The 25,223-nt window shown below is 43.5% G+C and carries 27 protein-coding genes; 19 read left to right on the top strand and 8 right to left on the bottom strand.

Annotated elements, in window-relative coordinates; all coding sequences use genetic code 11:
- Window positions 1-43: 43 nt before the first annotated feature.
- From topA to fliQ, 11 genes are all read left to right on the top strand, one after another.
- Complete coding sequence (gene topA, locus BLT41_RS02650; protein ID WP_092157982.1) at window positions 44-2,437, top strand: type I DNA topoisomerase; 2,394 nt, start codon at window positions 44-46, stop codon at window positions 2,435-2,437.
- A 291-nt stretch (window positions 2,438-2,728) separates the two neighbouring features.
- A complete protein-coding gene (gene era, locus BLT41_RS02645; RefSeq protein ID WP_092157980.1) occupies window positions 2,729-3,643 on the top strand; it encodes a GTPase Era in 915 nt (304 codons plus the stop codon).
- Between the two features lie 178 nt (window positions 3,644-3,821).
- On the top strand, window positions 3,822-4,523 hold the full coding sequence (locus BLT41_RS02640; RefSeq protein ID WP_092157978.1) for a YggS family pyridoxal phosphate-dependent enzyme: 702 nt from the start codon (window positions 3,822-3,824) through the stop codon (window positions 4,521-4,523).
- Between the two features lie 35 nt (window positions 4,524-4,558).
- Complete coding sequence (locus tag BLT41_RS02635; RefSeq protein ID WP_092157976.1) at window positions 4,559-5,320, top strand: motility protein A; 762 nt, start codon at window positions 4,559-4,561, stop codon at window positions 5,318-5,320.
- 64 nt (window positions 5,321-5,384) lie between these two features.
- Window positions 5,385-6,224, top strand: coding sequence for an OmpA/MotB family protein (locus BLT41_RS02630; RefSeq protein ID WP_092157974.1), 840 nt, complete (start codon window positions 5,385-5,387; stop codon window positions 6,222-6,224).
- A 14-nt stretch (window positions 6,225-6,238) separates the two neighbouring features.
- Window positions 6,239-6,970 (top strand): OmpA family protein, encoded by a 732-nt coding sequence (locus BLT41_RS02625; protein WP_092157972.1) that lies wholly within the window; start codon window positions 6,239-6,241, stop codon window positions 6,968-6,970.
- Window positions 6,971-7,004: 34 nt separating this feature from the next.
- Complete coding sequence (locus BLT41_RS02620) at window positions 7,005-7,505, top strand: flagellar basal body-associated FliL family protein (RefSeq protein WP_092157970.1); 501 nt, start codon at window positions 7,005-7,007, stop codon at window positions 7,503-7,505.
- Between the two features lie 98 nt (window positions 7,506-7,603).
- Entirely contained in the window at window positions 7,604-8,281 is a 678-nt protein-coding gene (gene fliN, locus BLT41_RS02615; RefSeq protein ID WP_092157968.1) for a flagellar motor switch protein FliN, read from the top strand.
- Window positions 8,274-8,642, top strand: coding sequence for a flagellar biosynthetic protein FliO (gene fliO / locus BLT41_RS02610; protein WP_244512179.1), 369 nt, complete (start codon window positions 8,274-8,276; stop codon window positions 8,640-8,642). Before fliN ends, fliO begins: the two co-directional genes overlap by 8 nt.
- A complete protein-coding gene (gene fliP / locus BLT41_RS02605) occupies window positions 8,584-9,369 on the top strand; it encodes a flagellar type III secretion system pore protein FliP (protein WP_092157966.1) in 786 nt (261 codons plus the stop codon). The genes fliO and fliP overlap by 59 nt, the downstream gene beginning before the upstream one ends.
- 72 nt (window positions 9,370-9,441) lie before the next feature.
- Entirely contained in the window at window positions 9,442-9,711 is a 270-nt protein-coding gene (gene fliQ, locus BLT41_RS02600; RefSeq protein WP_092157964.1) for a flagellar biosynthesis protein FliQ, read from the top strand.
- Window positions 9,712-9,796: 85 nt separating this feature from the next.
- On the opposite strand, the gene rlmB is transcribed toward fliQ, so the two are convergent.
- Complete coding sequence (rlmB, locus tag BLT41_RS02595) at window positions 9,797-10,552, bottom strand: 23S rRNA (guanosine(2251)-2'-O)-methyltransferase RlmB (protein WP_092157962.1); 756 nt, start codon at window positions 10,550-10,552, stop codon at window positions 9,797-9,799.
- A gap of 453 nt (window positions 10,553-11,005) precedes the next feature.
- Here rlmB and BLT41_RS02590 point away from each other — a divergent pair, with 453 nt between their 5' ends.
- The gene (locus BLT41_RS02590) at window positions 11,006-12,622 is read left to right on the top strand and encodes a LysM peptidoglycan-binding domain-containing protein (RefSeq protein WP_244512178.1); all 1,617 of its coding nucleotides are present in this window, start codon (window positions 11,006-11,008) and stop codon (window positions 12,620-12,622) included.
- An 83-nt stretch (window positions 12,623-12,705) separates the two neighbouring features.
- On the opposite strand, the gene BLT41_RS02585 is transcribed toward BLT41_RS02590, so the two are convergent.
- The 7 genes from BLT41_RS02585 to queA form a co-directional block, all read right to left on the bottom strand.
- Window positions 12,706-13,662: a sensor domain-containing diguanylate cyclase gene (locus tag BLT41_RS02585; RefSeq protein WP_092157958.1), complete on the bottom strand. Its 957-nt coding sequence runs from the start codon at window positions 13,660-13,662 to the stop codon at window positions 12,706-12,708.
- Window positions 13,663-13,697: 35 nt separating this feature from the next.
- Entirely contained in the window at window positions 13,698-14,516 is an 819-nt protein-coding gene (aroE, locus tag BLT41_RS02580; RefSeq protein WP_092157956.1) for a shikimate dehydrogenase, read from the bottom strand.
- A gap of 99 nt (window positions 14,517-14,615) precedes the next feature.
- Window positions 14,616-15,161 carry a 2-oxoacid:ferredoxin oxidoreductase subunit gamma family protein gene (locus BLT41_RS02575; RefSeq protein ID WP_092157954.1) on the bottom strand — a complete coding sequence of 182 codons (546 nt, stop codon included), beginning with the start codon at window positions 15,159-15,161 and terminating at the stop codon, window positions 14,616-14,618.
- Window positions 15,162-15,165: 4 nt separating this feature from the next.
- The gene (locus BLT41_RS02570; protein ID WP_092157952.1) at window positions 15,166-15,930 is read right to left on the bottom strand and encodes a thiamine pyrophosphate-dependent enzyme; all 765 of its coding nucleotides are present in this window, start codon (window positions 15,928-15,930) and stop codon (window positions 15,166-15,168) included.
- A 2-nt stretch (window positions 15,931-15,932) separates the two neighbouring features.
- Window positions 15,933-17,000 carry a 3-methyl-2-oxobutanoate dehydrogenase subunit VorB gene (locus BLT41_RS02565; protein WP_092157950.1) on the bottom strand — a complete coding sequence of 356 codons (1,068 nt, stop codon included), beginning with the start codon at window positions 16,998-17,000 and terminating at the stop codon, window positions 15,933-15,935.
- 1 nt (window position 17,001) lies between these two features.
- Window positions 17,002-17,235, bottom strand: coding sequence for a 4Fe-4S binding protein (locus tag BLT41_RS02560; protein ID WP_092157948.1), 234 nt, complete (start codon window positions 17,233-17,235; stop codon window positions 17,002-17,004).
- Between the two features lie 165 nt (window positions 17,236-17,400).
- Window positions 17,401-18,486 (bottom strand): tRNA preQ1(34) S-adenosylmethionine ribosyltransferase-isomerase QueA, encoded by a 1,086-nt coding sequence (gene queA, locus BLT41_RS02555; protein WP_092157946.1) that lies wholly within the window; start codon window positions 18,484-18,486, stop codon window positions 17,401-17,403.
- A 145-nt stretch (window positions 18,487-18,631) separates the two neighbouring features.
- Here queA and BLT41_RS02550 point away from each other — a divergent pair, with 145 nt between their 5' ends.
- The 7 genes from BLT41_RS02550 (at window position 18,632) to BLT41_RS02520 (ending at window position 25,165) form a co-directional block, all read left to right on the top strand.
- Entirely contained in the window at window positions 18,632-19,309 is a 678-nt protein-coding gene (locus tag BLT41_RS02550) for a hypothetical protein (protein ID WP_092157944.1), read from the top strand.
- A 172-nt stretch (window positions 19,310-19,481) separates the two neighbouring features.
- Window positions 19,482-19,973, top strand: coding sequence for a hypothetical protein (locus tag BLT41_RS02545; protein ID WP_092157942.1), 492 nt, complete (start codon window positions 19,482-19,484; stop codon window positions 19,971-19,973).
- Entirely contained in the window at window positions 19,973-21,184 is a 1,212-nt protein-coding gene (gene coaBC / locus BLT41_RS02540) for a bifunctional phosphopantothenoylcysteine decarboxylase/phosphopantothenate--cysteine ligase CoaBC (RefSeq protein WP_092157940.1), read from the top strand. Before BLT41_RS02545 ends, coaBC begins: the two co-directional genes overlap by 1 nt.
- On the top strand, window positions 21,160-21,933 hold the full coding sequence (locus BLT41_RS02535; protein WP_092157938.1) for a hypothetical protein: 774 nt from the start codon (window positions 21,160-21,162) through the stop codon (window positions 21,931-21,933). The genes coaBC and BLT41_RS02535 overlap by 25 nt, the downstream gene beginning before the upstream one ends.
- A 98-nt stretch (window positions 21,934-22,031) precedes the next feature.
- On the top strand, window positions 22,032-23,345 hold the full coding sequence (locus BLT41_RS02530; protein ID WP_092157936.1) for an NfeD family protein: 1,314 nt from the start codon (window positions 22,032-22,034) through the stop codon (window positions 23,343-23,345).
- A 27-nt stretch (window positions 23,346-23,372) separates the two neighbouring features.
- Window positions 23,373-24,161, top strand: a complete 789-nt coding sequence (locus BLT41_RS02525; protein ID WP_092157934.1) for a slipin family protein — start codon at window positions 23,373-23,375, stop codon at window positions 24,159-24,161.
- Window positions 24,158-25,165 carry an NAD-dependent epimerase gene (locus tag BLT41_RS02520; protein WP_092157932.1) on the top strand — a complete coding sequence of 336 codons (1,008 nt, stop codon included), beginning with the start codon at window positions 24,158-24,160 and terminating at the stop codon, window positions 25,163-25,165. The genes BLT41_RS02525 and BLT41_RS02520 overlap by 4 nt, the downstream gene beginning before the upstream one ends.
- Window positions 25,166-25,223 lie beyond the last annotated feature (58 nt).

The raw sequence follows: 25,223 nt of genomic DNA, 5'->3' as shown, positions 1-25,223 counted from the left end.
TATGGTTGCATAGTGTCCTCTTGATGGTTATAGGCTCCAAACTATGAGTAAAGATCTTATTGTCGTCGAGTCCCCAGCAAAGGTGAAGACCATCAGCAAGTTCCTTGGTAAAAACTATCAAGTGGCCGCTTCAGTCGGTCACGTCCGAGATTTGCCAAAGAATAAGCTTGGTGTTGATGAAGAAGGTGATTTCACACCTCAATACCAGATCATCCCCGGTAAAGAGGATGTGGTAAGTAAACTGAGAAAAGCGGCAGCCAAAGCTGACCACGTCTATCTGGCACCTGACCCCGACCGAGAAGGGGAAGCTATTGGATGGCACGTTGCGGCCATTCTTGAGGACGTTAATAAAAACGTAAGTCGTATTCAGTTCAACGAAATTACAGCGCGTGCCGTTAAAGAAGCCCTTGAGAATCCTCAGCCGCTTAATGAGCAGCTTTTTGATTCTCAGCAGGCCCGCCGTATTCTCGACCGTCTTGTCGGTTATAAAATTTCTCCTATTTTATGGAAAAAAGTTAAGCGCGGAATTTCAGCCGGAAGGGTTCAGTCCGTTGCGCTTAAACTTGTAGTCGAGCGTGAAAAAGAAAGGCGAGTGTTTATTCCTGAGGAATACTGGCTCTTTAAAGCTGAACTGGAAGGCAATAATCCTCCTCCGTTCAGTGCCGATCTTTGGAAGTTTAAAGGGAAAAAGGCCGAGATCAGTTCTGCTGAGCAAGCTGAAGCACTTGAGAAGTCCGTTCAGGATGTTCCTTTTAAAATTACCGACCTTACTGAAAAAGAACGCAAGCGTAACCCGCTGCCTCCATATATTACTTCTACTCTTCAGCAGGATGCTAACCGCAGACTAGGATATTCTGCCAAGCGCACCATGACTCTTGCCCAGAGACTTTATGAAGGGGTTGAATTGGGCGATAAAGGCACAACAGCTCTTATCACCTATATGCGTACTGACTCAGTCAGAATCGCGAATGAAGCTCGTGATGCAGCGAAAAAACTCATCCTCGAGAAGTACGGAAAAGAATTTTATCCACCTAAGGCCAGAGTTTTCAAATCAAAAGGCAGCGCGCAGGATGCTCATGAAGCAGTCAGACCTGTTGATGCCGCGATTCAGCCTGATGATGTAAAGCCGTTTTTGCCGGCTGATCAGTTTAAAGTTTATAAACTTATCTGGGACAGGTTCATTGCTTCACAGATGGCGCAGGCCCGTTTCTGGGATACTGTAGTGACCGTTGAAGCTGGCGAAACCATCTGGCGTTCCAAGGGCGAAAGATTACTTTTCCCCGGATTTATGCGCGTAACAGGTAAGACTGGCGATGAGAAACTTATCGAGCTTCCGAAGTTGGAAATAGGTGAGAATCTCAAGGTCAATAAAATTGATAAAGAACAGAAGTTCACTCAGCCTCCTGCCCGTTATTCCGAAGCCTCGCTTGTTCGTGAGCTTGAAGAAAAAGGAATAGGGCGTCCGTCTACTTACGCTGCGATTATTTCTACAATTCAGGATCGCGAATATGTGGTCATTGAAGAGAAAAAATTTGTACCGACCGAACTCGGTTTTGTTGTCAGCGATCAGCTCAGTGAGCATTTCAAGGAATTGATGGATGTCGGGTTTACCGCCGCCATGGAAAAACAGCTTGATGATGTTGCTGAAGGTAAACTTCAGTGGACTTCCTTGATGAGAACCTTTGCTGATGGATTCTATCCCACCCTTGAAACTGCGCAGAAAGAGATGAAGCGCGGCGGCGAGGATACCGGGATTATGTGTGAAAAATGCGGTGCTCCGATGGTTATCAAGTTCGGACGTACCGGAGAATTTTTAGGTTGTTCAAAATATCCTGAATGCAAAAGTATTGTTAACTTTACTCGTGATGATAAAGGTCAGATTGTAGTTCTGGAAGATCAGCCAGCCGAAGATACCGGAGTTCTCTGCGAAAAGTGCGGCTTGCCTATGGCAATCAAGCGTTCCAGCAGAGGTGAATTTCTCGGGTGCACGGGTTATCCTGAATGTCGCAGTATTAAAAACTTTGCGCGTGATGATGACGGCGTTATTAAAGTTGTTGAAACGGAAGAATCGCAGGTTGTGGGTGTATGCCCGGACTGTAAGGGTGATCTCATAATAAAGAGAGCCAGAACAGGAAGTCGCTTTATTGCCTGTAGCAATTATCCTGACTGTAAGTTTGCGAAGCCTTTTTCTACCGGAGTTAAATGTCCGAAAGAAGGTTGCAAAGGTGAGCTTGTAGAAAAAAGTTCTCGCCGGGGGAAAATCTTTTTCTCTTGCGATCAGTATCCTGATTGTGATTATGCCGTGTGGTATCCGCCTATTGATGGACCTTGTCCTAAGTGCGGACACCCTGTGCTTGTCAAAAAGACAACAAAAGCAAAAGGAACTCACATTGCCTGTCCTGAAAAAGGATGTGGCTATACTCAAGAAGAAGAGTAGTGAATATCTGTTTGTTTTATAAGTATATTTGTATGGTTCTAGACAAATGCTAGATTTTGTCTAGGTTATAAATGTGTTTCAAAGCCCTTCCCGAGCATGCTTGGGAAGGGCTTGATTGTTAAAAGTATGGTTGCCTTTAGTTGTAAATAACTGACGATAAGAAAATTGGCGTGTACCGTTTTTTTCGTGTAGTTATTTCGGTAGAGAATAATTTTAAAACAAGAAAATATAATTTTTATTCCGCTTTTTTAAAAAAATATGCGGGTTGAAATAATAAATGAGGATAAATAAATGTCGGAATTTAAATTCGGATTTGTAGCGCTTCTTGGACCCCCGAATTCGGGCAAAAGTACACTTATGAATCATTATCTCGGGCAGAAAGTGGCGATTGTCTCTCCCAAGCCCCAGACCACCCGTAACCGTATCAGCGGGATTCTCAGTGATGACGAGTCTCAGATAGTATTTCTTGATACTCCGGGAATTCATAGAATGCGCGGAAAGATGAATCGCTTTCTGCTTGAGACCGCATGGGATGCTCTTTCAAGTTCAGATATCATTGTCGTTCTTTTTGATGCCGCCTTTTTTGCATCCAAACCTCACCTGATGGAACAGGAACTGGCTCCTTTGGTAAAGCCGGTCAACGGTTCAGGCCGTCCTGTTTATGTTGCAGTAAATAAAATCGATAAAGTTAAAGATAAGGCTATGCTTTTGCCGGTCATGGAAAAGGCGCAGGCAATGTGGCCTGATGCTGAATTTTTCCCGATTTCAGCACGCAAAGGAGACGGCGCGGACGTATTGCTTGATAAGATCAAAGCAGCACTGCCTGAAGGCGCTCCCATGTTCCCTGACGATCAGATTTCTACAGTTCCAATGCGCTTCATGGCTGCCGAAGTTATTCGCGAAAAGCTTTTCATGAGTCTTCAGCAGGAACTTCCTTATTCCACTGCCGTTGAGATTGAGTTCTGGAATGAAGATCCAGAGAAAAATCTTGTTAATATCGGTGCCATTATCTACACCACTAAGAGTAACCATAAGGGCATGATCATCGGTAAGGGCGGTCAAAACCTTAAGAAAATAGGTATCAAGGCCCGTACTGAAATAGAAGAAATGCTTGAGCAGAAGGTTATGCTTGAACTTTGGGTTAAGGTTAGAGAAGGCTGGACAGAAGACGTTGGGTTCTTGAGATCGATCGGTCTTGGAGAATAGCAGACAATCTGTTTTGTTGAGGTCATAAAAACGAGAAAGCTTTTTTTAACCTGAGTGATTTGTTTTAGAGTGGTAAATGAAGAGCTTTCTTGTTCTTTTATTTTCTTTTTATTAAAGAAATATTTAATAACAACCGAAATTTAATATAAGCCGGTTCAATACGGTTGGTAGTAAGCAGATGGAAAGTAGGGAAAAAGAACTTATAGAAAACCTCGCGGCAGTTAATGAAGACGTTGCTGACGCAGTTGCAAAGACTGGAAGAAAGACCGGATCTGTTGCTGTGATGGCCGTTTCGAAGCTGCATCCGGCTTCTGATATTGAAATTTTGTATCAAGCCGGGCATAAATGTTTTGGTGAGTCTTACGTGCAGGAGGCTCTCGCAAAACAGGACGAATTGGCTTCTTTGGATATTGACTGGCATTACATCGGCGGTCTTCAGTCCAAGAAAGCGAAGTATGTTTCCGGAAGGTTTTGCGCTATACATAGTGTTGATTCAATTAAGTTGGCAGAACTTTTGAATAAAAAAGCACAATCACTTGGTGTTGTTCAAAACATTCTGATTCAGGTTAATACCGCCGGAGAAGAGCAGAAAAGCGGAGTGTCCGAAGAGCAGCTCCCTTCGTTAATTGAAGGAATATCTGCTTTGGATAATTTAAAGTTGACGGGTTTTATGGCTCTTCCCCCTTTTTTCGGAGACCCGGAAGGAGCGCGGCCATATTTTGCAAGACTTCGCATGCTTTCCGAGGGCATGGAAAAGTTGTTCGGCATCAAGCTTCCTGAGTTGTCCATGGGGATGACCGGGGATTTCAGAGTTGCGATTGAGGAAGGCTCTACAATGGTCAGAGTCGGAACAAGAATTTTTGGTCAGAGATTGAGTTAAGTCTCCGACTCACAACACAGGGATAGGCGGACTAAATGGATCTGGGTACCGTAATAGGAATAGTTCTTTCATTTGGACTGGTAATCGCGGCTATCCTTGTCGGGAGTCCTTTGGGTATTTTTATTTCTGTTCCTTCTGTGTTTATTGTTATCGGAGGAACTATCGGAGCATCTCTTGTTAATTATCCTGCAGGACACATTATCGGTGTCGTAGGAGTCATCAAGAAAACCTTTTTCTCAAGCCTTGAATCTCCTTCTGATATCATTGCTAAATTTATGGATTTTGCCAATCGCGCCCGCCGCGAAGGAATCCTTTCTCTCGAACCTGCACTTAAAAGCATTGAAGATGACTTTTTACGTAAAGGTTTGCAGCTGACCGTTGATGGTCTTGAGCCTCAGGTAATTCAGGAAATTCTTGAAACGGAAATTCAGTACCTTGAAAACAGGCACGAAACAGGGGCTGAAATTCTGAAAGTCTTTGCTGATTTTGCCCCTGCAATGGGAATGATCGGAACTGTTATCGGCTTGGTGCAGATGCTCCAGACCATGAGTGATCCTAGTTCAATCGGACCTGCGATGGCTGTTGCGCTGCTTACTACGCTTTACGGAGCGATTCTGGCCAACCTTGTGTTCACTCCGATGTCCGGTAAGCTTAAAACCCGCAGTAAGGAAGAAGTGCTTCTGCGTGAAATGGTAATGGAAGGTATCATTTCTATTTCAAAAGGTGAGAATCCCAAGATTATTGAAGAAAAGCTCAACAGCTTCCTGCCTCCTAAAATTCGTAGAATTGTAGATTAGGCTTGAAGTGTATTTTTTCAAATCCGGTTCATAATATGTTTTAAGGGATTTGATCGGGGGGCGAATGGGTAGAGAGAAAAAACAGGTACCTCCTGAGGGGCAGCCGCTCTGGCTTATTACATTCAGTGATCTCATGACATTGATGCTCACTTTTTTTGTGCTTTTGGTAAGTATGTCGGTGGTTGATGAACGCAGAAAGTTGGTTGTTCTCGGATCAATTATCGGAACTTTCGGTTTTGGAACTAAAGGGTATGACGTTCTTTCCACGACAGATACGCGCAGAACTATTGAAGTCGGTCCGCTTGAAGTTAAGAATGATCTTGAGCCCGTAAAACCGATGCTCTGGGAATTTACAGAAGATGATTTGCGCTTTGAGTCTAATAGATTTGTTCAGATTATTTCTATCGGTGCGGATGTTTTGTTTATGCCGGACAGTTCCGAACTTTCACTTGAAGGCCGGAAGATACTGGATACAGCTATTCCGGTTTTAAAACGTGTTACCAATCCTATTATGCTTGCCGGGCATACGTCTATTTTACGGGATGAACTCGGTGACGATTACAGGGTGGAAGATAAGGATCTTATTCCTGATATTTCATGGAAAATTTCATTGGACAGGGTGCTTTCTGTTTACACTCATCTTGTTCAGAGCGGCATGAATCCAGAGATGCTTAAAATAGAAGCTTTTGGAAAGTTTAATCCCCGCTATCCCAATGTTACTCCGGAGGGGCGGCTTAAAAATCGCAGGGTTGATATTGTGCTGGATACAAGAAATCCTTCTGTTGAGCGGGAACTTAAGGAATATCAGCCTAAAAAAATAGAAAAGCGCGATGGTAGTTTTGATTATGACGGTTTCGTTTTTCCGATAAAGGATTCCGCGAAGCCAAAACAGAGCAAGCAGTAGCGATTATTCAAATTATGGCTAAAAAAAAACAGAAAAAATTTCCTGATCCGGGTGGAGCCTGGCTGGTCACATTTTCTGATCTTGTTACGCTTCTTTTGACATTTTTTGTGCTCTTGCTCAGTATGGCATCCATGGATCAGAGTTTTATTACAAGGGTTACGATTACTCCGGCGGAGCTCGGTTTTCTTTCAAAAAGAGGATCTGGGCGGGTTACAGCCAAAGTTGCAATGGTCAGTGAAATGCTTGAGCGTCCCTGGGAAGTTCTGGAAAAGCAAAACAGAATTAAGGACTTGTTGTTTCCCGATGAGATTCTTCCCCCGGATATGGATAAGGCGACACTTGAAGAGAATTTGAAAGTTCTTGCAAAGCCGGAAGGGGTTGCCCTTGTACTTACAGACAAGCTACTGTTCCCGCTGGGCAAGTATGAACTTGATGACAATGCAAAAGTTCTGCTTTACCAACTGATTCCTGTTCTTGGTTATCTAGGGGCGGCGGATATCAATATTTCTGGCTACACTGATGATGTGGGGGGAATGAGTCCTTCCAATTTTAAACTTTCGGGACAGCGGGCAATAGCCGTGCTTACTTATTTTGTTGAACAGGGTATTTCTAACCACAGGCTTACTATGTCAGCCTATGGCCCTACCTATCCGATGTATAGTAATACAACGCCGGAAAGCAGGGGCCAGAACAGACGAGTAGAAATTTTGATTAAAACAACTCCCCATTTGGGCGGGTATTCGTAATTTAGTAAAGTAACACTGGAGAGGGCTGAATATCATGGCCGAAGAAAATGGACAGGAAGCGAAGAAAAAAGGCAGCATGCTGAAGTGGATTATTCTTGTTCTGCTTCTTGCAGTTCTCGGCGGCGGCGGATTTTTCGCCTATCAGAAGTTTTTTGCAGGAGCGCCGGAAGATGCGGCTGAAGTTTCAAAAACCGAAGAAGCAGTTGATCCTAATGCTGCTCCCTTGCCCGGTGATGGTTTCACCGTTACTTTGCCGACTTTTGTTGTAAACCTTGCTGACCCGCTTGGACGAAGATATTTGAAATTGGGTATTGATGTAGAAGTCATCAGCGAAGAAGCTGTTGCGGAGCTTAATAAGAAAGAGCCGATGGTTAAGGATACGCTTATTCTGCTTCTTTCCAGTAAAACTTTTCAGGATTTGTCCAGTATGGAGAACAAGATTCTCCTAAAGAAAGAAATTGTAGACCGGCTCAACCAGATTATGGGTGGAGCTAAGGTTTCGCAGGTATATTTTACAGATATGGTTATTCAGTAGCACGCTTTTTGCAATTGCTGTATTGCTCTGTCGAGTAATTGGCGTTTAATACAGATTATTCGGCAGGCAATAAATGATAAAGCCGGAGGTTTACGGGAATGATGTCTGATGATCTTGATCAGGATAAACTCGCACAGGAGTGGGCGGATGCGCTAACCGAAGATACGGATAGCGGTGATGCTTTGGGATCAGACCCCGGTGACGGCAATGATGACGCTCTTGCTGATGAATGGGCTTCTGCTCTTTCTGAGCAGGGTGACGATGCCGGCAGCGATGATGCTCTTGCCGATGAATGGGCGGCAGCTCTTGGTGAACAGGACGACGATGCCGGAGCCGGAGATGCCGGCGGGGGAAGTGACGACGCTCTTGCTGATGAGTGGGCTTCCGCATTGGCTGAGGATACCGGAGATGATATCCGGAAAGAAAAGGAACAGGAGTTTCTTCGTACTCAGACCAGAGACGCAGATTTTAATGATTTTACAAGCGAAGCAAAAAATCCTCGTCATGACGGTTCAAGACGTGACCTTGATTTTATTCTCGATATTCCTCTTGATGTTTCAGCTGAACTTGGCCGCACTAAAATGCTTATTAATGAGCTTTTACAGCTTGGAGCAGGTTCTGTTGTAGAGCTTACCAAGCTTGCAGGTGAGCCTCTTGAAATTTATGTGAATGGAAAGTTGGTTGCCAGAGGGGAAGCGGTTGTAATTAACGAGAAATTCGGTATCAGACTTACCGATATTATCAGTCCTATTGAGCGGGTTAAACACCTTGCTTAACGCTTCTGTGCCGCTTGCTATGTCTGTCCCTGATGCTGGGGTCAGTTCCGTGCTTAAAATGTCGGGAGCACTTTTTTTTATTCTGGGAATGCTTCTTTTGGTTTTTTATTTTATGCGGCGTCTTAATCTTGGCGTATCCTTTTCCGGTGTGCGGAACAAAGAGTTGCAGATTGTAGAACGTCTTCCGCTCGGACCGCGTCAGAATATTACAGTTATTAAGTATCGCGGTCAGGATCTTGTGCTTGGTGTTACTCAGGATAAAATTACTCTGCTTCAAGCAAGGGAAGAAGTTCATGGAAAGGATGAAAAAGATTTTGCCGGATTTCTTAAAAAAGAAAATACCGGCTCTTCTGACTCTTAGCGCAATATTATTGCTGGTTCTGCCTGCGGTTGTATTTGCTCAGGATCAGACCATTCCTACTTTGACGCTGAATCTTGCTGCCGGGCAGGATGAGCCTGAACAGGTTTCGCGTCTGCTTGAAATTCTATTCTTGCTGACCGTTCTGGGTATGGCTCCATCCATACTTTTGACCATGACTTCGTTTACTAGAATTATTATTGTTTTCCACTTTTTAAGGCAGGCAATGGGCACACAGCAGATGCCGCCTAACCAGATTCTAGCCAGTCTTGCCATTTTTATGACTGTGGTAATCATGATGCCAACCGGTAAAGCGGTTAATAACACGGCATTACAGCCTTATTTAAATGAAGAAATCGGTTTTAAAGAGGCGCTGGAGAATGCGCAGATCCCAGTAAGAAAATTTCTTTTCAAGCATACTCGCGAAAAAGATCTTTCGATTTTTTATTCCATCACAGGTGAAGCCCGACCTGAAACAAAAGAAGATGTTAATACCATGCTTTTGGTTGCTGCCTACACCATCAGTGAGCTTAAGACAGGGTTTACCATTGGATTTTTGATTTATGTTCCATTCTTGATTCTTGATATGGTTATAGCAAGTATCCTGCTGGCAATGGGGATGATGATGTTGCCGCCTGCGATGGTTTCGCTGCCGTTTAAGATTCTTTTGTTTATTATGGTAGACGGCTGGTCCTTGCTGACAGGGTCTCTTGTTAATACATTTCAGTGACGAAGGGACTGGTTTGTCTTAAGCCGTCAGAGTTTTTCTTAAAAGTGGATTTGTTAATACACGGAGATATTTATGACCCCTGAATTCGTTATCGGATTCGCAAGACAGTCAATTGAATTGGCTCTTACGCTGGCATTGCCAATGCTTGGCGTCGGTTTGGTCGTAGGTATTTTTGTCAGTGTAATTCAGGCCGCTACTCAGATTCAGGAAATGACTCTTACTTTTGTTCCGAAAATTGTATCAATGTTTATTGCTCTTTTGATCGCATTCCCGTGGATTATGGATAAAATGATCGATTTTACCCGTAATATTTTTTTGAATCTGCCTAATTATATACGATAATTATTATAAAATTTTTCCGCAAAAAAGCCCTTGAAGCAATTAGTCTTCAAGGGCTTTTTAATTAATCTGAGTAGTGTTGGTTTGATCAGCCCAGAGTTCTGCAAAATTCGCTGATGAGGATGGCACCGGCTTGAGCGACGTTCAGAGAGTCGAACTCACGTTTGAACGGGATGTGAATCAGTTCCTGACAGCGTTTTTCAACACCCAGCCTGATACCTTTTTCCTCATTTCCGAGAACCAGTATGGCCGGTCCCATGAGTTTAACGTCATATACAGGATTGGAATCGTCAGCCAATCCGGCCCCGTAGACATTTATGCCCATATCAAGAGCTTTATCCAAAGCCTGAGATATATTGGATACACGGGCTATAGGTAACTTGGTCAACGCTCCGGCACTAGCTTTAACAGCTCCCGGTCCGAGGAATGCGGCGCCGTGGCGAGCCACAACTATTCCTGCTCCACCGAGTGAATACAGTGTTCTGGCGAGCGTTCCGACATTTCCGGGATCTTGAACCTGATCGAGGACCACCAGAAGGGGAAGAGGTGCATCGGCGAGTGTTGCTAACAATTCATCAAAGTCGACAAATGAAAGAGCGGCCACTTTCGCAATCATCCCTTGGTGATTTCCCGTAAAAATACGAGCTAATTCTTCTTTGTCTGCAATTTTATATTTAATGCCGAATTTTTTACATCTTTCAATGGTTCGTTCGAAATTTTTGTCCTGACGGCCTTTTTGCACGTAAAGCATGTCAATGCTCTTAGGATCGTTTAAAAGAAGCTCCTGAACGGGCTTGCGCCCTACAATGATGGTGTTCTCATCTTCTTGAGATCTGTTTTTCATTAAAAATACCTTATATTGAAAAATATTATTTTATAGCACTTTCTGTTGCGAGCGTTCTCGCTGATTTTAACCCGATTAATCAAGGTAAATGAACAAAAAATTTGTGTTTACCTTATTCGTCCGTATTAATTGGCAAAAAAATAAGATTTAATATTTAGAGAAAAATGGTTTCTATTTCATTTGTTCAGGTATGTACCTGAAACACTTTTAAAAGCCCTTAAAACCTTGTCGTTGAGCCGTTTCCGGCAATCTAGTCCTTTTATTTTGCTATTGCAAACCTTCAAACTTTAGGATAGCTCTACTATTGTTTGATAATCATCATTAATTTCTGTAAAAAATCATTATTTTTAGGTCTTTGAGACTTTTTTGCCTAATTAAACAATTAGAATCTATAGTTTTTCTAGATAATTTATGAAAAAAAACAATACATATAACGCAAGGTTGGAGCAGACAGTGAATAGCCCGAAATTATTTCGTTTAGTTGCGCTGTTGGCTATTTTTATTCTTTTTGCCGGTTGTGCACATAAGACAGTAACTCCTGAATCAGATTCTGAAATTAATGTTTCTGAGAACAGCGCTGCCGAGTCTGAATATAAAGATTCCGAAGTAGAAAAGCTTGATCCTGAACTTGAGTCAACTCCAGCCGAAACTGAAGAATTGACACCGGAAGAGCAGAAAGCTCTTCTTGCCAGCAGTTCAGGCATCAATTTTAATCTTGATGTTCATGATACAAAAGAAGTTCAGCAGTATTTTGGATATTTTACCCATAAGGCTCGTAAGACTTTTACTCGTTGGCTTAAGCGGTCTGAACCCTTCTTGCCTTATATCCGTGAAGTTCTTTCTAAGAACAATATTCCTGAAGATCTGGCCATGCTGCCTTTCGCGGAAAGCGGCTATAATACTATGGCTTATTCAAGAGTCGGAGCAGCAGGTATGTGGCAGTTTATGCCTTATACCGGTCGTCACTTCGGCTTACGGGTCGACTGGTGGGTTGATGAACGCAGAGATCCTTATAAATCCACTTTAGCTGCCGCAAAGTATTTGAATATCCTTCATGAGATGTTCGGAGACTGGTATCTTGCACTCGCCGCATATAATGCGGGTGAAGGGAAGATTGGCCGGGCTTTGAAAAAGACCGGTGCTGAAGACTTTTTTGATCTCACCAAAAAGAATCATAAGCTTAGTAGAAAATATAGACTGAGAGCAGAAACTAAAAATTACGTCCCTAAATTTATCGCTATTTCCAAGATATTTAAAAATCTTGAACCGCTCGGGTTTGAGAAAATTAATTGGAATAATGGCATTAAAGTAGAAACAGTTAAGGTTCCCGGAGGAACTGATTTACTTGCTCTGGCTAAAGCCTGTGATATGAAATGGAATGATTTCCACACATATAACCCGCATTTCCGCAGACAAGTCAGCCCGCCTGATGCAGCCATCAATGCTTATCTTCCCTTGCAGGTGATGGTTAAAGCTTCCAGTTATCTTGAAAGCCCACGCTCAAGACCTTTTGCCGGTTACAAACGTTACAAGATTAAAAGAGGCGACTCTTGGCATCGCATTGCTCATAACTACAGAGTGCCTGTCGCGGTTTTGAAAAGTGTTAACAATCGCAAGTCAAATCTGATTAAACCCGGTCAGTTTATTATGATTCCGGGTAAAGGCTCGACAGCTTCTCTCTATACAAGACAGGTTACAAAAACCCGCCGCACAGCTCAAAGCAGGGCAAACTACAGAGTGCGCAAAGGGGATACTCTCTGGGATATCGCAAGCCGCTATCAGGTAAGTGTAAACACACTTAAACGCTCAAACGGACTTCGGTCATCCAGACTTAAAATTGGCCAGAAACTTTATATTCCTGACAACTCAGCTAAGAGTTCCAGATCATCTAAAGTTAAAGCCGGAACTGTTAATAATCAGCTAGTTAAGTATAAGGTTAGACGCGGGGATAATCTTTACGGAATAGCCCGTCGCTTCGGTGTTAAGGTTTCTTCACTTATGAAGTGGAACCGCCTTAATTCCAAGAGCATTATTCGACCCGGTGACAAGATTAAGGTTTACGTTCAGTAAGTTTCAATAATTTGTTTATAAAGAAAGCCCGTTGCAGTGATTGCAGCGGGCTTTCTTTTTGAGTTTGAGACGAGTCAAAGGTATTAACAGACCTTGTTTCTTCCAGACTGTTTTGCCTCATAAAGAGCCATGTCAGCTCTGTTTATGACGGTGTCTATATCACGGTCATCATCGGTCAGTTCACTGACTCCTGCACTCACAGTGATAGACACATTACTACTTTCGTAGACAATATTCATTTTTTGAACACGTTCACGAATTCTATTTGCTAACAACTTTGCTGAAGCTAAGTCTGTTTCAGGCAAAGCAACTATGAACTCTTCTCCACCATATCTGCCGAAAAGGTCGGTTGTTCTTAATTGTGAGTTAACAGTTTTTGAAAATTCTTTCAAAACAGTGTCCCCAATTTGATGTCCATATTTATCATTTATTTTTTTAAACCAATCTAAGTCAAAGAAAATAAATGAGAAGTGATGGTTATAGCGTTTTGATCTGTTTATCTCTATTTCGGCTTTTGTAAGAAAAGAGTATCTGTTGTCTATTTGAGTTAGCGCATCAATCTCAGAAATTCTTTTTAATTGGTAGTTATTATCGAGAATAGTCAGTTCTTTTTCGATCAGATCTCTAAGTTTCTCAATTAATTTTTCATGGTTGTCACTGTAGTTGTTTTCTTTTGAATCAAGAATGCAAATAGTTCCAAAGGGGTTTCCGTCTGGGTAGAGTATGGGAAATCCTAAGTAAGAAATCATGTTTAGCTTTACATCGGGATTGTTTTTCCACCTTTCATCTGTAAGAGCGTTAGTTATTTTTAGCTTTTTATTCGTTTTGATGACGGTTTCACAATATAAGCCAGAATTTTCCATTACTTCATTTGCGCCAACTTTATATGGATTGTCTGGTGTTTTGCTTGATACGAAAACTTCAAGCTTACCCTTATCAAGTTTCATAATTAAGCCCGCAGGAACATTGATAATGGCTGCTAATAAATCGACAACATCTTGCCATTCTTGAATTAATAAATCGGCATCAATATGTTTCATATTTATCTTCCTCTGGGGCAGGACTCACGGAGTCTTTACAGGTGTTTAAGTAAAAGCTTGCGAGCTTCTAATTCATCTAAATCATAATTTGTCCACAATTTAAATTGAGCTAGGCCTTGATGTAAAAACATTTCAATTCCGCTGATAGTTTTACTGCCTTTTGCTTTCGCGTCTCTAAGAAAAACGGTTTCAAGAGGGTTGTAGACCAGATCATAGACGATTGTTTTTTCGTCAATATGATCCATGATCATGGGGTTGATCTGCTGCTTGTCTCCAGACATGCCGAGTGGTGTTGAATTTATGACTAGATCATAATGTTCATTGCCTCTTTCATCCCAATCGATACATGATATTCCGAATTCATCAGCCAGAGCTTCGGCTTTTGATTTTGTTCTGTTTGTAATGAAGATGTCTTTAATTTTAAGGCTTTTAAGTCCTACAATCGCTGCGCGCGCCGCCCCTCCTGCGCCAATGAGCAAAGCTCTTTCCACATGATCACAATGAGGACGCAGTGGTTCAGAGCAACCTGCTGTATCCGTATTGTCACCAATCAGTTTATCCTGTTTCCAGTAGAGTGTGTTCACAGCGCCAACTGCCTTTGCGCGGGGAGTAAGCTCGTCAATGTAGTCCATTACGGAAAGCTTGTGGGGAATGGTTACGCTTGCGCCTGAAATAGGCAGAGTTTTCAGAGCTGTCATGAAGTCACCGAGTTTTTCCGGCGTAGTAGGCCAAGCCATGTATGCGGCTTTAATATCTTTTTGCGAAAATCCCCAATTATGCAGAAGAGGACTCATCGAGTGTCCTAGTGGAAACCCGATTATCCCGAAAAGTTTTTCTGGTCTGAAAACGTTCATTCTTGGCTCCTACGATTAAAAAAAAGGCCCGGATAGACGGACATAAAGCCTTTCTATCCGGGCCTTGATAGCCATTACTGATTCTTTTGAATCTTTTGGTTAAGCAATAGCGTCAGCGCCTGCTTGCAGAGCTTCGGCATTTTTGGGGATAAGGTGAGTGTAGTGAGCGGAAATTACGTTTGGCAGACTGTCGATAACAGCCTTAATGTCCATAATTCCTGTTGCCTTGATGAAAGCGCCCAGAGCGACCATGTTTGCCATGCGGGTATTGCCTATTTTGTCGGCAATATCGTTGGCAGGAACAAGGTATGATTTGATGCGGTCAGTATCAACCAGCTCTTTATCTATAAGAGAGGAATTGACGATCTGAACTCCGCCGTCCATCAGAACTGGCTGGAATTTTTCCAGTGAAGGACGGTTCATCATAATCAGACTGTGCGGGCTGCGGATGATTGGGGAACCAATTTCTTCTTCGGAAAGAACAACTGTACAGTTGGCAGTTCCGCCGCGCATTTCAGGGCCGTATACTGGGATGTAGGTTACATTGAGTCCGGCATTCATGCCCGCGTAGGCCAGCAGGTTGCCGATAAGCATGACGCCCTGTCCGCCGAATCCGGCAATAATGCTGTCAAGATACTTGCTCATCTGGCTAGTCCTCCGCTTCAACTGTTAAATCTTTAAACACACCCAGAGGGAAGTAAGGAATCAATTCTTCTTCGATTCTTTCGTTCGCCTTGATCGGGGTCATTCTCCAGTTGGTCGGGCAGGTTGCCAAAAGCTCAATGAATCCGAATCCGAGTTCTTTTTGCTGAACTTCAAAAGCCTTTTTCATAGCCTTTTTAGCTTTGCGGATATTTTTAACATTGTTCACAGCCACTCGAGCTGAGAAAGCGGTTCCGCCGAGCTGGCTGATAATTTCAGCCATACGGATAGGCATGCCTTCTTTTGCAGCATTACGTCCGGCAGGTGAGGTTGTGGTCTTTTGCCCAATCATTGTGGTCGGGGCCATCTGGCCACCTGTCATTCCGTAAACAGTGTTGTTTACGAAGATGATGGAGATGTTTTCACCACGGTTTGCACAGTGCATAATTTCAGCCATACCGATTGATGCAAGGTCGCCGTCTCCCTGATAGGAAAGAACGAATTTGTCGGCACGTGCTCTTTTTACACCTGTTGCCACAGCAGGAGCGCGTCCGTGAGGAGCTTCCACGCTGTCGACACGAAGGTAGTTGTAGAGAAAAACAGAACAGCCGATGGAAGTTACGAGAAGTGTGTTCTCGGTAAGGCCCATTTCGCTGAGCAGTTCTCCTGCGAGTCTTTGAACTACACCGTGCTGGCAGCCCGGACAGTAGTGAGTAGGCACATCTACAAGAGCATCAGCTCTTTCGAATGCTATAATTTCTTGTTCGCTCATATCTATTTACCTCCAAGACTTTTAAGGATCGGTCCCTCGAAGTCATCGGGAGTGGGGAGGTTGCCCGGCAGGAAGCCGAAGAAGTCTGAATCCGTGATTGTACGGATTGAAAGACGGACATCTTCAACCATCTGTCCAAGGTTGTGTTCTATTGTAAGGAACTTCTTACCTTGCTCAGCAAGTTTCTTGAGATCGTCGGAAGGGAACGGGTAGAGTGTGATCGGTCTGAAAAGGCCGACTTTATGTCCTTCGTTCCTGAGTTTTTTGATTGTGCTTTTTACAATTCTGCCGATGGAGCCGTAGGCTACAACAACAAGTTCAGCATCATCGATCTGGTATTCTTCCTGCTGAGTGTATGAAGCCATGTCTGTATACTTGTCCTGCAACATCTGATTGTGAGCAGCTAAAGAGCCTTCACTGAGGAACAGGGATTTAAGTATACGGCCTTCGCGGCCTTTGGCTCCGCACATGCGCCAGTCGTGACCTTCTTTTTCGTCCTTTTCGTCTGGAGTCCATGTGATGACAGGCTCTTTCATCTGTCCGAGAATGGCATCACCGAGAATCATGACGGGATTGCGGTATTTGAAAGCAAGGTCAAAGGCCTTGATTGTCAGGTCATATGCTTCCTGACATGTGCCGGGAGCGAGGACTAGCATTCTGTAGTCGCCGTGACCGCCGCCTTTTACAGACTGAAAATAGTCGCCCTGACTAGGTCCGATGTCGCCAAGACCCGGTCCACCGCGGTTCATGTTGACTATGACTGTAGGCAGCTGACTACCTGCGAGGTAAGATATTGCTTCCTGTTTTAGTGATATGCCGGGGCTTGATGATGAGCTCATGCTTCTAACGCCGCATGCAGCCGCTCCGATGAGCATATTTGCCGCCGCAATTTCACTTTCCGCCTGCACAAATTCACCGCCGACTGCGGGAAGTGCTGCTGACATATATTCAGGGATGTCATTCTGCGGTGTGATGGGGTAGCCGAAGTAGCATTTGAGGCCGGCAGCGATCGCGCCGCGTGCAATAGCCTCATTGCCCTTGATAAAAAGTTTTTCGCCGTTATTAGCCATCTTATTCTGCTCCTTTGGCTTTCGGGGTCCTGTAGACGCGGATAGCCACGTCCGGACATATAAGTGCGCAAGACGTACAGCCTGTGCATTTATCCATGTCTTCAGCCGGAACTTCGGCCACTTTGTAGCCGTGCTGATTGAAACGGTCGGATTGCCTTATAATTTCCTTTGGACAGACAACTGTGCAGAGCAGGCAACCCTTGCACCGTTCTTCCAAAAATTCAACTCGGGACATCCTAAACTCCTGTTACCGTGACAGAAAAGCCCGTAATTAAACGGGCCAAGGACCATTACGGTCATTAATAATTTTAGAACAGTCTGCATTAGAGGCCGACTATTTCATAAGTAGCGTATAACGATTTACTGTTAGGTGCAAATTTTGGGATTGTACTGGATCAGATTATCTGATGTACATTGAATCACCATAAGAAAAGAATCTGAATTCGTTTTCTATGGCTTTTTGATATCCATTCAAAACGTTATTCCTACCAGCCAGAGCGGAAATCATAATTACAAGTGATGATTCTGGCAAATGAAAATTAGTCAACATGCGGTCTACAACCTTAAATTCATAGCCGGGATAGATGAAAATATTAGTTTCACCCTTGAATGCACATATTTTACCAGTCTGCTGAAAAGCTCCTTCAAGCGTGCGGGCGGAAGTTGTCCCTACGGCAATAACAGGACGTCCTTCGTCTTTAGCTTTTTTGATTGCGCGGGCTGTTTCTTCGGGAATTTCAATATATTCGCTGTGCATTTCATGATCGCGAATGTCGGTCGTTCTGACCGGGCTGAATGTTCCGTACCCTACATATAAAGTAACTTCGACCCGCTCGATATTTTTCTCGCGCAGTCTTTCTTCAATTTCTTTTGAAAAATGAAGTCCGGCTGTCGGAGCTGCCACTGATCCTGCTTTATCATCACAGGCGTAGAGAGTCTGATATCTTTCATTATCAGTTTCATCAGCAACACGTCTGATATATGGCGGAAGGGGGATTTTACCGCAGGTTTCAAATATTTCTTTTAAGCTTCCCTGCCATTCAAGCTCAACATCAGACAGCCCGAATTGACCTTTGCCTAAAACCGTAAGTTTCATGGCGCAGTCGAATTTAACTTCGCTGCCGATTTTTGTCGGTTTTGAGGAACGCAGTAATCCTTTGACAACAGCTTTATAACCTTGCGGAGTTGCAGTTGGCACAATTAAGGGAATCGGAGAGAGGAGTAGAAATTCAACTCTTCCGCCTGAAGGCTTTTTACCGAAAATTCTGGCAGGGATAACTTTTGAGTTATTTGCAACCAGAAGCGCTCCTTCAGGTAAAAGGTCAGGAACGTCGGTGAATGATTTGATTTCAGTTTCACCTGTAATTCTGTCCAGAACCATCAGCTTTGAACCGTGTCTTTTTTCGGCAGGGCATTGTGCAATGCGTTCTTCCGGTAATTCAAAGTTGTAGCTTTCTAAATTTAAATCTTTTGGGATTGTCTTCATTTTTTCAGTTTTCTTTATTGATGATAATCTGGTAAGAATCTTTCCAACAAGCAGATGGACTCTTTTAGGACGTTGTTTAATGCTTGATTGCTGTTCAATTAGGTTGTTTCATTCTCACGTTGATCACGAACTTACGGATTATACTATGAAATGGTTATCAGTTGCGGAAATATCCAAGATTACTATGATTCCTGCTCCCACGGCCAGACGTTACGCCTCGCTGTTCAAGGAGTACCTTTCCTGCAGAAAAATGGGCAGGGTAACAAAATACCCGGAATCTGCTGTTGAAATTTTTAAACGTATTGTTTCCCTTTATAATGATGGTTTGGTTACCACCGAGATAGAGGAAATACTTCGTTCTGAATTCCCTCGTACAATCGAAATCAGCTCAACCGAAAGATCCGTTGCCTCTCAGCCTTCTATGAATATTCAGGCAGAGCTGAGCGGAGCTTTTGCTGATATGATGGCGAACATGACAAAGTCACTTGAAATGGTTGCCAATCAGAAGTCCATCATTGATGAACAGCGTGAAGATATTTATAAGCTCAAAAAAGCTTTTGTTCTTCTTGCCCGCAGTCAGAAAAAAATCAAGGCTCTTCCTCAGCTTGACATCAGTTCAATTACTGAGGGATACGACGAAAGAACGTGTGCTCTTGAGCAGAAGGATGTTGAATTAGAAGAAGTCACTTCTGAATTATCTCAAGAAAACAGTAATTTGCGAAACAAAGTTGAAGTTATGGAAGCTGAGCTTGTCAGGCTTCGCCGTGATCGTAGAGAGATGGAAAATTATTTCCTGGATAAAATCAAACGTCTTAAACCTTAGATCCGGTTGATGGCAATTGATTTTTCATCTTTGAGTCTGTAGAAAAAGTCTAGAAGATATTCTGCTTATGACTTATATAAAGCTTAATTTCCTTGATTGACATCTTTTAAAGCTCTTTATTTGAGTGTAATTATTACAACTTGATTTGGTTTTTAATACCGGAGGAACAAATATGCGTAATGTTATCAGATTATTAGTTGTTTCAATGTTGGTTATGCAGCTTTTCGGTTGTGTCAGCGGGAAAAAAACTAGCCCGGAAGAACCAGCTGTTGCGGCTGTCGGTGCAACTGAAAGCTATGAAGAATTTGTACCTTATACCGAATTTGACGATATAGCAGTTCCAAACGAACTCAGCCGTGTGCCTGAAAGAACCTTTATATATGAAAATAAAGAATTCAAAACCGGCATGATCGTAATGAAAGGCCGTGTTGAAAATCAGTCATTGATCGACTTTTTCGTGAATCAGATGGCAAAAGACAACTGGACAAAAGAAAGCTCTATAATTTCCAGCATGTCCACCATTGTTTTTAAGAAGCCTTACAAAAGCTGCATGATTCGTATCACTGACGGTTCGTACAACACCGAAGTTGAAATTTATGCTGTAGAACTTAAAGCTGAATCTCTTCGCGATAGTGGCGGGGTTCACGAGCAGAATATAAAATAATGAATGAACATCTAAATTTTGACTGTTTTCTAGGAAAACGGATTCACCTCGGGGTTTGCGGAAGCGTTGCAGCTTATAAGTCTTTGGATCTTTTGCGAATGTATCGCAAGGCCGGGATAGAAGTCAGCGCCACCTTAACCTCAGGTGCACAGGAATTTATTAAGGGCCTCAGTTTTGAGGCCCTTGGTGCTTTTAAAGTTTGGGACTCGATGTTTCCTGCCGGAGATGAAATTTTCGGACATCTTGAACCCGGTCAGGCTGCCGATGCCTTAGTTGTAGCTCCTGCTACAGCCTCCACCCTTGCCCGCATGGCTTACGGTTTGGCGGATGATATGCTTTCCTGTCAGGCTCTTGCTTTTCCCGGACCGAAGCTTGTTGCTCCGGCTATGAATCCGGCCATGTGGAATGCTTCTGCGACTCGCGATAATTGTGCTTTGCTTGCTAAGCGCGGAGTTGAGTTTATAGGTCCGGACTGCGGCGATGTTGCTTGCGGTGATCACGGAAGCGGGCGGCTTGCTACTCTCGAATCAATTTTTGTGCATTCTCTCAGAGCTGTTTCACCCGATGATATGAGTGGTAAACATGTGCTGATTACTTTGGGGCCTACACGTGAAAAATGGGATGCGGTCCGTTTTTGGTCTAATCCTTCCTCGGGGTTGATGGGCGCTTGTATCGCAATGGCGGCATGGCTCAGGGGAGCTAAAGTTACTGTTGTCTCCGGTCCGGTTAACTGGTGGTTTCCTGCCGATGTTAACGTGATCAAGGTCGACAGTGCGCGCCAGATGTTCGAGGCCGCCACCGACGTATGGCCCGAGTGTACAACCGGTTGCCTCACTGCCGCAGTAGCAGATTTTAGGCCTGTTCCTCATGGTGACAGCAAGTTTAAAAAAGCTGGTCAAGATTCACTCAGCGTTAATTTTGAATCCAACTCTGATATATTAAAGACTCTCGGAGCTACGAAGCGTGATGATCAGGAACTTATCGGTTTTGCTGCTGAAACTTCTGACATTGAAAAAGCTGCTGCCGGAAAGCTTAAAGCTAAAAATTTGGACATGATAATTGCCAACCTCATAAATATGCCGGGAGCGGGATTTGAGTCTTTCACAAATTCTGTTTATGTCTTAGACAAGTCTGGTCGGGCCGAAGAATGGCCTAATCTTCCAAAAACAGAAATAGCGTGGCGAATATGGGATCTCCTTCTGCAGAATTAAATGTGCTCGAAAGCGTCAGGCCGTGGTATCAAAACGGCCTGCGTTTTATATTTAAGGACGCTTTGCCCGGGCTTGAACAGCTCGAGCTTGCTGCTACGCAGAAAAATATAAGTGCAGTCCAGGCTTCTCCGAATTCTTCGCAATCAAATGTGAATAGAGGGCCGCAATCGTCTCCTGTCAGCAGAGCACCTGCCGCGCCTATGCCAACTCATTTTAAGCAGTCAACGCCGCCTTTGAAGCCTTCTCGCATTCCGCCTCCGCCTGTTAAGCAGAGTATACAGCCAATAAAACACCCTGATGCCGGCTCATGGCCTGATCCATGGAGCTTGCTTGCATCGCGCATAACTCCGCGATTGCAGATTTTTTGGACTTACCCGCAACTTGGGAAGGATCTTTCAGGTGATGCAGATCCTGCAAGGCGTAAGCTTTTCCAATCCCTTATCGGGTACATGGGGCTTCCTAAAGGAGCTATTTCTTTTTGGCCGTGTACAACTTGGAACGGTAACGCTCTTGAAAACAGGCCGGATATTTTTTGGAAAGGCGTCGAGTCCTACGGTGTAAAATTCGTAGCTTGTTTCGGTGTAAAGGGGCTTTCAGTTATCGCACCCGAGGCTCCCGAAAATGCTTCTTCCGCTTATGTTAACGGCGTGCAGGTCATAGTTTTACAAGACCCGGACCTCCTCAAAGTTCTTCCACCTGAAGAGCAGCAGCTTCTTTCTATTCCTCTTTTACGCCTTCCTCTTTTTTAAATATAAGCGGGAACCTGCCTTTTTTAATTTGTTTTGTTTATTTATCAGCGCTGATTTGGCATGATGGATTACAAAAGCATTAGGCAGGGAGAACGCACATGTTATTTTTCAAACATCTAAGACAACGTTACTCATGTATGATTATCACTCTTGTGATTATCATCTTCATGTCAGGATCAGCTTATGCCGGAGATGGGCTAAAAGTCCTATACGGCCAGCTGGAAGGGGCCATAAGTCCTGCTCAGGTCAGCCTGATTGAGAATATGGCTAAGCTGGCGGTTGATGATGAACATGATTTGATTTTGTTGCGATTAGATACGCCGGGCGGACTTACAACTTCGATGCGCGATATCGTCAAGATCATGATGAATCCACCCGTTCCAATTTGCATATGGGTTGGCCCTGAAGGTTCACATGCGGCCTCTGCCGGAGCATTTATGGTTGCGGCTGCTAACGTGTCAGCGATGGCTCCCGGTACAACAGTAGGAGCTGCTTCGCCGGTGTCATCTTCCGGTGATGATCTTCCGGATACTATGAGCAAGAAGGTGACAAATGACTTAGCCAGCCTGATCAAAGGAGTTGCTCGTAAAAGAGCTAGGAATATCAACTGGTACGCTGATTCTGTCACTAAAGGAGTCAGTATTGATGCTCAGGAGGCAGTCACACTGAATGTGATTGATTTTATAGCTGTTTCACCTGATGATTTTCTTGAGCAGCTTGGAGCGAAGGGTCTTCTCTTGAATGGGGAGGAAGTGAAATTTTCCAAGGATGGTTATTCTCTTGTAAATTATGAAGCCGGATTGAGTTATTCTGTTCTCTCGTGGCTTCTCAATCCGCAGGTTGCCTATTTTTTGTTGATAGCCGGTATTGTAGGCCTCTTTTTTGAGCTGGTTAGCCCCGGAGCCATTTTCCCGGGAGTTGTCGGTGGTTTTTGTCTTGTAACAGCTCTTTATGCCATGTCTATCCTTCCCACAAACGCTACAGGGCTGCTTTTAATGCTTCTTGGCGGAGTGTTTTTTATCCTCGAAGTTTTTATTATCAGTTACGGTTTACTCAGTGTTGCAGCCATTATTAGCCTTTTTGTAGGTTCTCTTGTGCTTTTCAGGGGAGGCGAGATTCAACAGCTACCACTTGGGACAATTATCGGTACGGTTTTATCCTTTGCGGTCTTTGTGGGTAGTGTTGTTTATCTTGTTGCAAAAGCTCATTCCCGTAAATCCGATTTAGGTATGCAGGGGATGATCGGCCTTGAGGGTGAAGTCATTCACGTTCAGGATACAAAACTGAAAGTTCGTGTTCGTGGTGAAATCTGGAATGCGGTTTACGCGGATGAATCTAGGCTGGAGCTTGGTTCAAAAATAAAAGTTATTAATGCTGAAGGATTAACTTTAACAGTGACGCGTCTGTCTTAGTTTTAACTTTTAAAATGGAGGACTGTCATGACTTATACGATTCCTATTATTCTTTTTCTTGTTTTTTTTCTGGTAACAGCTCTTAAAGTTTTGAATGAGTATGAGCGGGGCGTGATTTTCAGGCTTGGTAGAGTCATAAACTCCAAGGGGCCCGGGCTGATCATTCTGATTCCTATTGTGGATAAAATGGTTAGAGTCTCACTTAGAATTATGACTCTTGATGTGCCCAGTCAGGATGTGATTACTAGAGATAATGTCAGTGTTAAGGTTAATGCTGTAATTTATTTTCGAGTGACCGATCCGATTAAAGCTATCCTTGAAATAGAGGATTTTATGTTCGCCACTTCTCAGCTTGCCCAAACCACCTTGCGTAGCGTATGTGGGGGAGTCGAGCTTGACGATATCCTTTCTCAAAGAGAAAAAGTAAATAATGAAATTCAGGAGATTCTGGATATTCATACTGATCCTTGGGGAATTAAAGTCAGTACCGTTGAGCTTAAGTATGTCGATCTTCCGCAGGAAATGCAGAGGGCGATGGCCAAGCAGGCTGAGGCCGAGCGTGAACGCAGAGCTAAGGTTATTAATGCATTGGGTGAATTTCAGGCTGCGGAAAAGCTTTCGCAGGCAGCTAAAATTATTTCAGCTCACCCTGAAGCTTTGCAACTCAGATATTTACAGACTCTTCGAGAAATGTCTGCTGAGGGTAAGGCTTCTACTATAATCCCACTCCCCCTTGATTTGATGAGGATGTTGGCACCTGGTGCCGGCAGTGGGGAGTTAATTGAAAAAAAAATCCAAGAGAGTAGCGAAGAATGAAAGTTCTTGTAACCGGAGCAGCCGGATTTATCGGCTTCCACCTTTCTAAGCGCCTTTTATCTGAAGGACACGAAGTCATTGGCCTTGATATTTTAAATGATTACTATGATGTTCAGGTCAAAAAGAATCGTTTGAAACAGATCGAAGATCATGAAAACTTCACATTTGCTTATATTGATATGGCTGACAGAGAAGCCATGGCGAAACTTTTTGCCGAGCATCAGTTTACACATGTTGTTAACCTTGCTGCTCAGGCCGGAGTTCGTTATTCGCTCGAAAACCCTCAGGCATATATTGATTCAAATGTTGTCGGTTTTATGAATATTCTTGAAGGGTGTAGACATAACGGAGTTAAGCATCTTGCTTATGCATCCTCAAGTTCTGTTTACGGTCTTAATACAAGCATGCCTTTCAGTACTCATGACAATGTTGATCATCCGATTTCCATGTATGCTGCAACTAAAAAATCTAACGAATTGATGGCTCATTCATATAGTCATCTTTTCAATATCCCTACAACAGGGCTTAGATTTTTTACTGTATACGGACCTTGGGGCAGACCTGACATGGCTTTGTTCCTCTTTACCAAGGCAATCGTGAACAATGAGCCTATCAATGTTTTTAATCACGGAAAAATGCTTCGCGATTTCACTTACATTGATGACATAGTTGAAGGCGTTGTGAGAGTTCTTAAGAACACTGCTCAGCCGAATCCTGACTGGTCCGGGGATGCTCCTGATCCTTGTACAAGTCCGGCTCCGTTCAGAATTTATAACATTGGTAACAATCAGCCAACTGAGTTGATGCGTTATATTGAAGTGCTTGAAGACTGCCTTGGCAAGAAAGCTGAGAAAAACATGATGCCTTTGCAGGCAGGTGATGTTCCTTGCACATATGCTAATGTTGATGATCTTGTTAAAGATGTAGGTTTTAAACCTTGCACCACAATTGAAGAAGGCATTGCAAAATTCGTTGCTTGGTATAGAGAGTACTACAAAGTTTAGAGTTTTTGTCTTCATAAGTAAGTTTTTTAAGGCCGCTGTTTTCAGCGGCCTTTTTTTG

Source organism: Maridesulfovibrio ferrireducens, assembly GCF_900101105.1.
Lineage (GTDB): Bacteria > Desulfobacterota > Desulfovibrionia > Desulfovibrionales > Desulfovibrionaceae > Maridesulfovibrio > Maridesulfovibrio ferrireducens.
The sequence above is the reverse complement of the archived record's forward strand: the minus strand, read 5'-3'. Positions and strand labels throughout refer to the sequence as shown.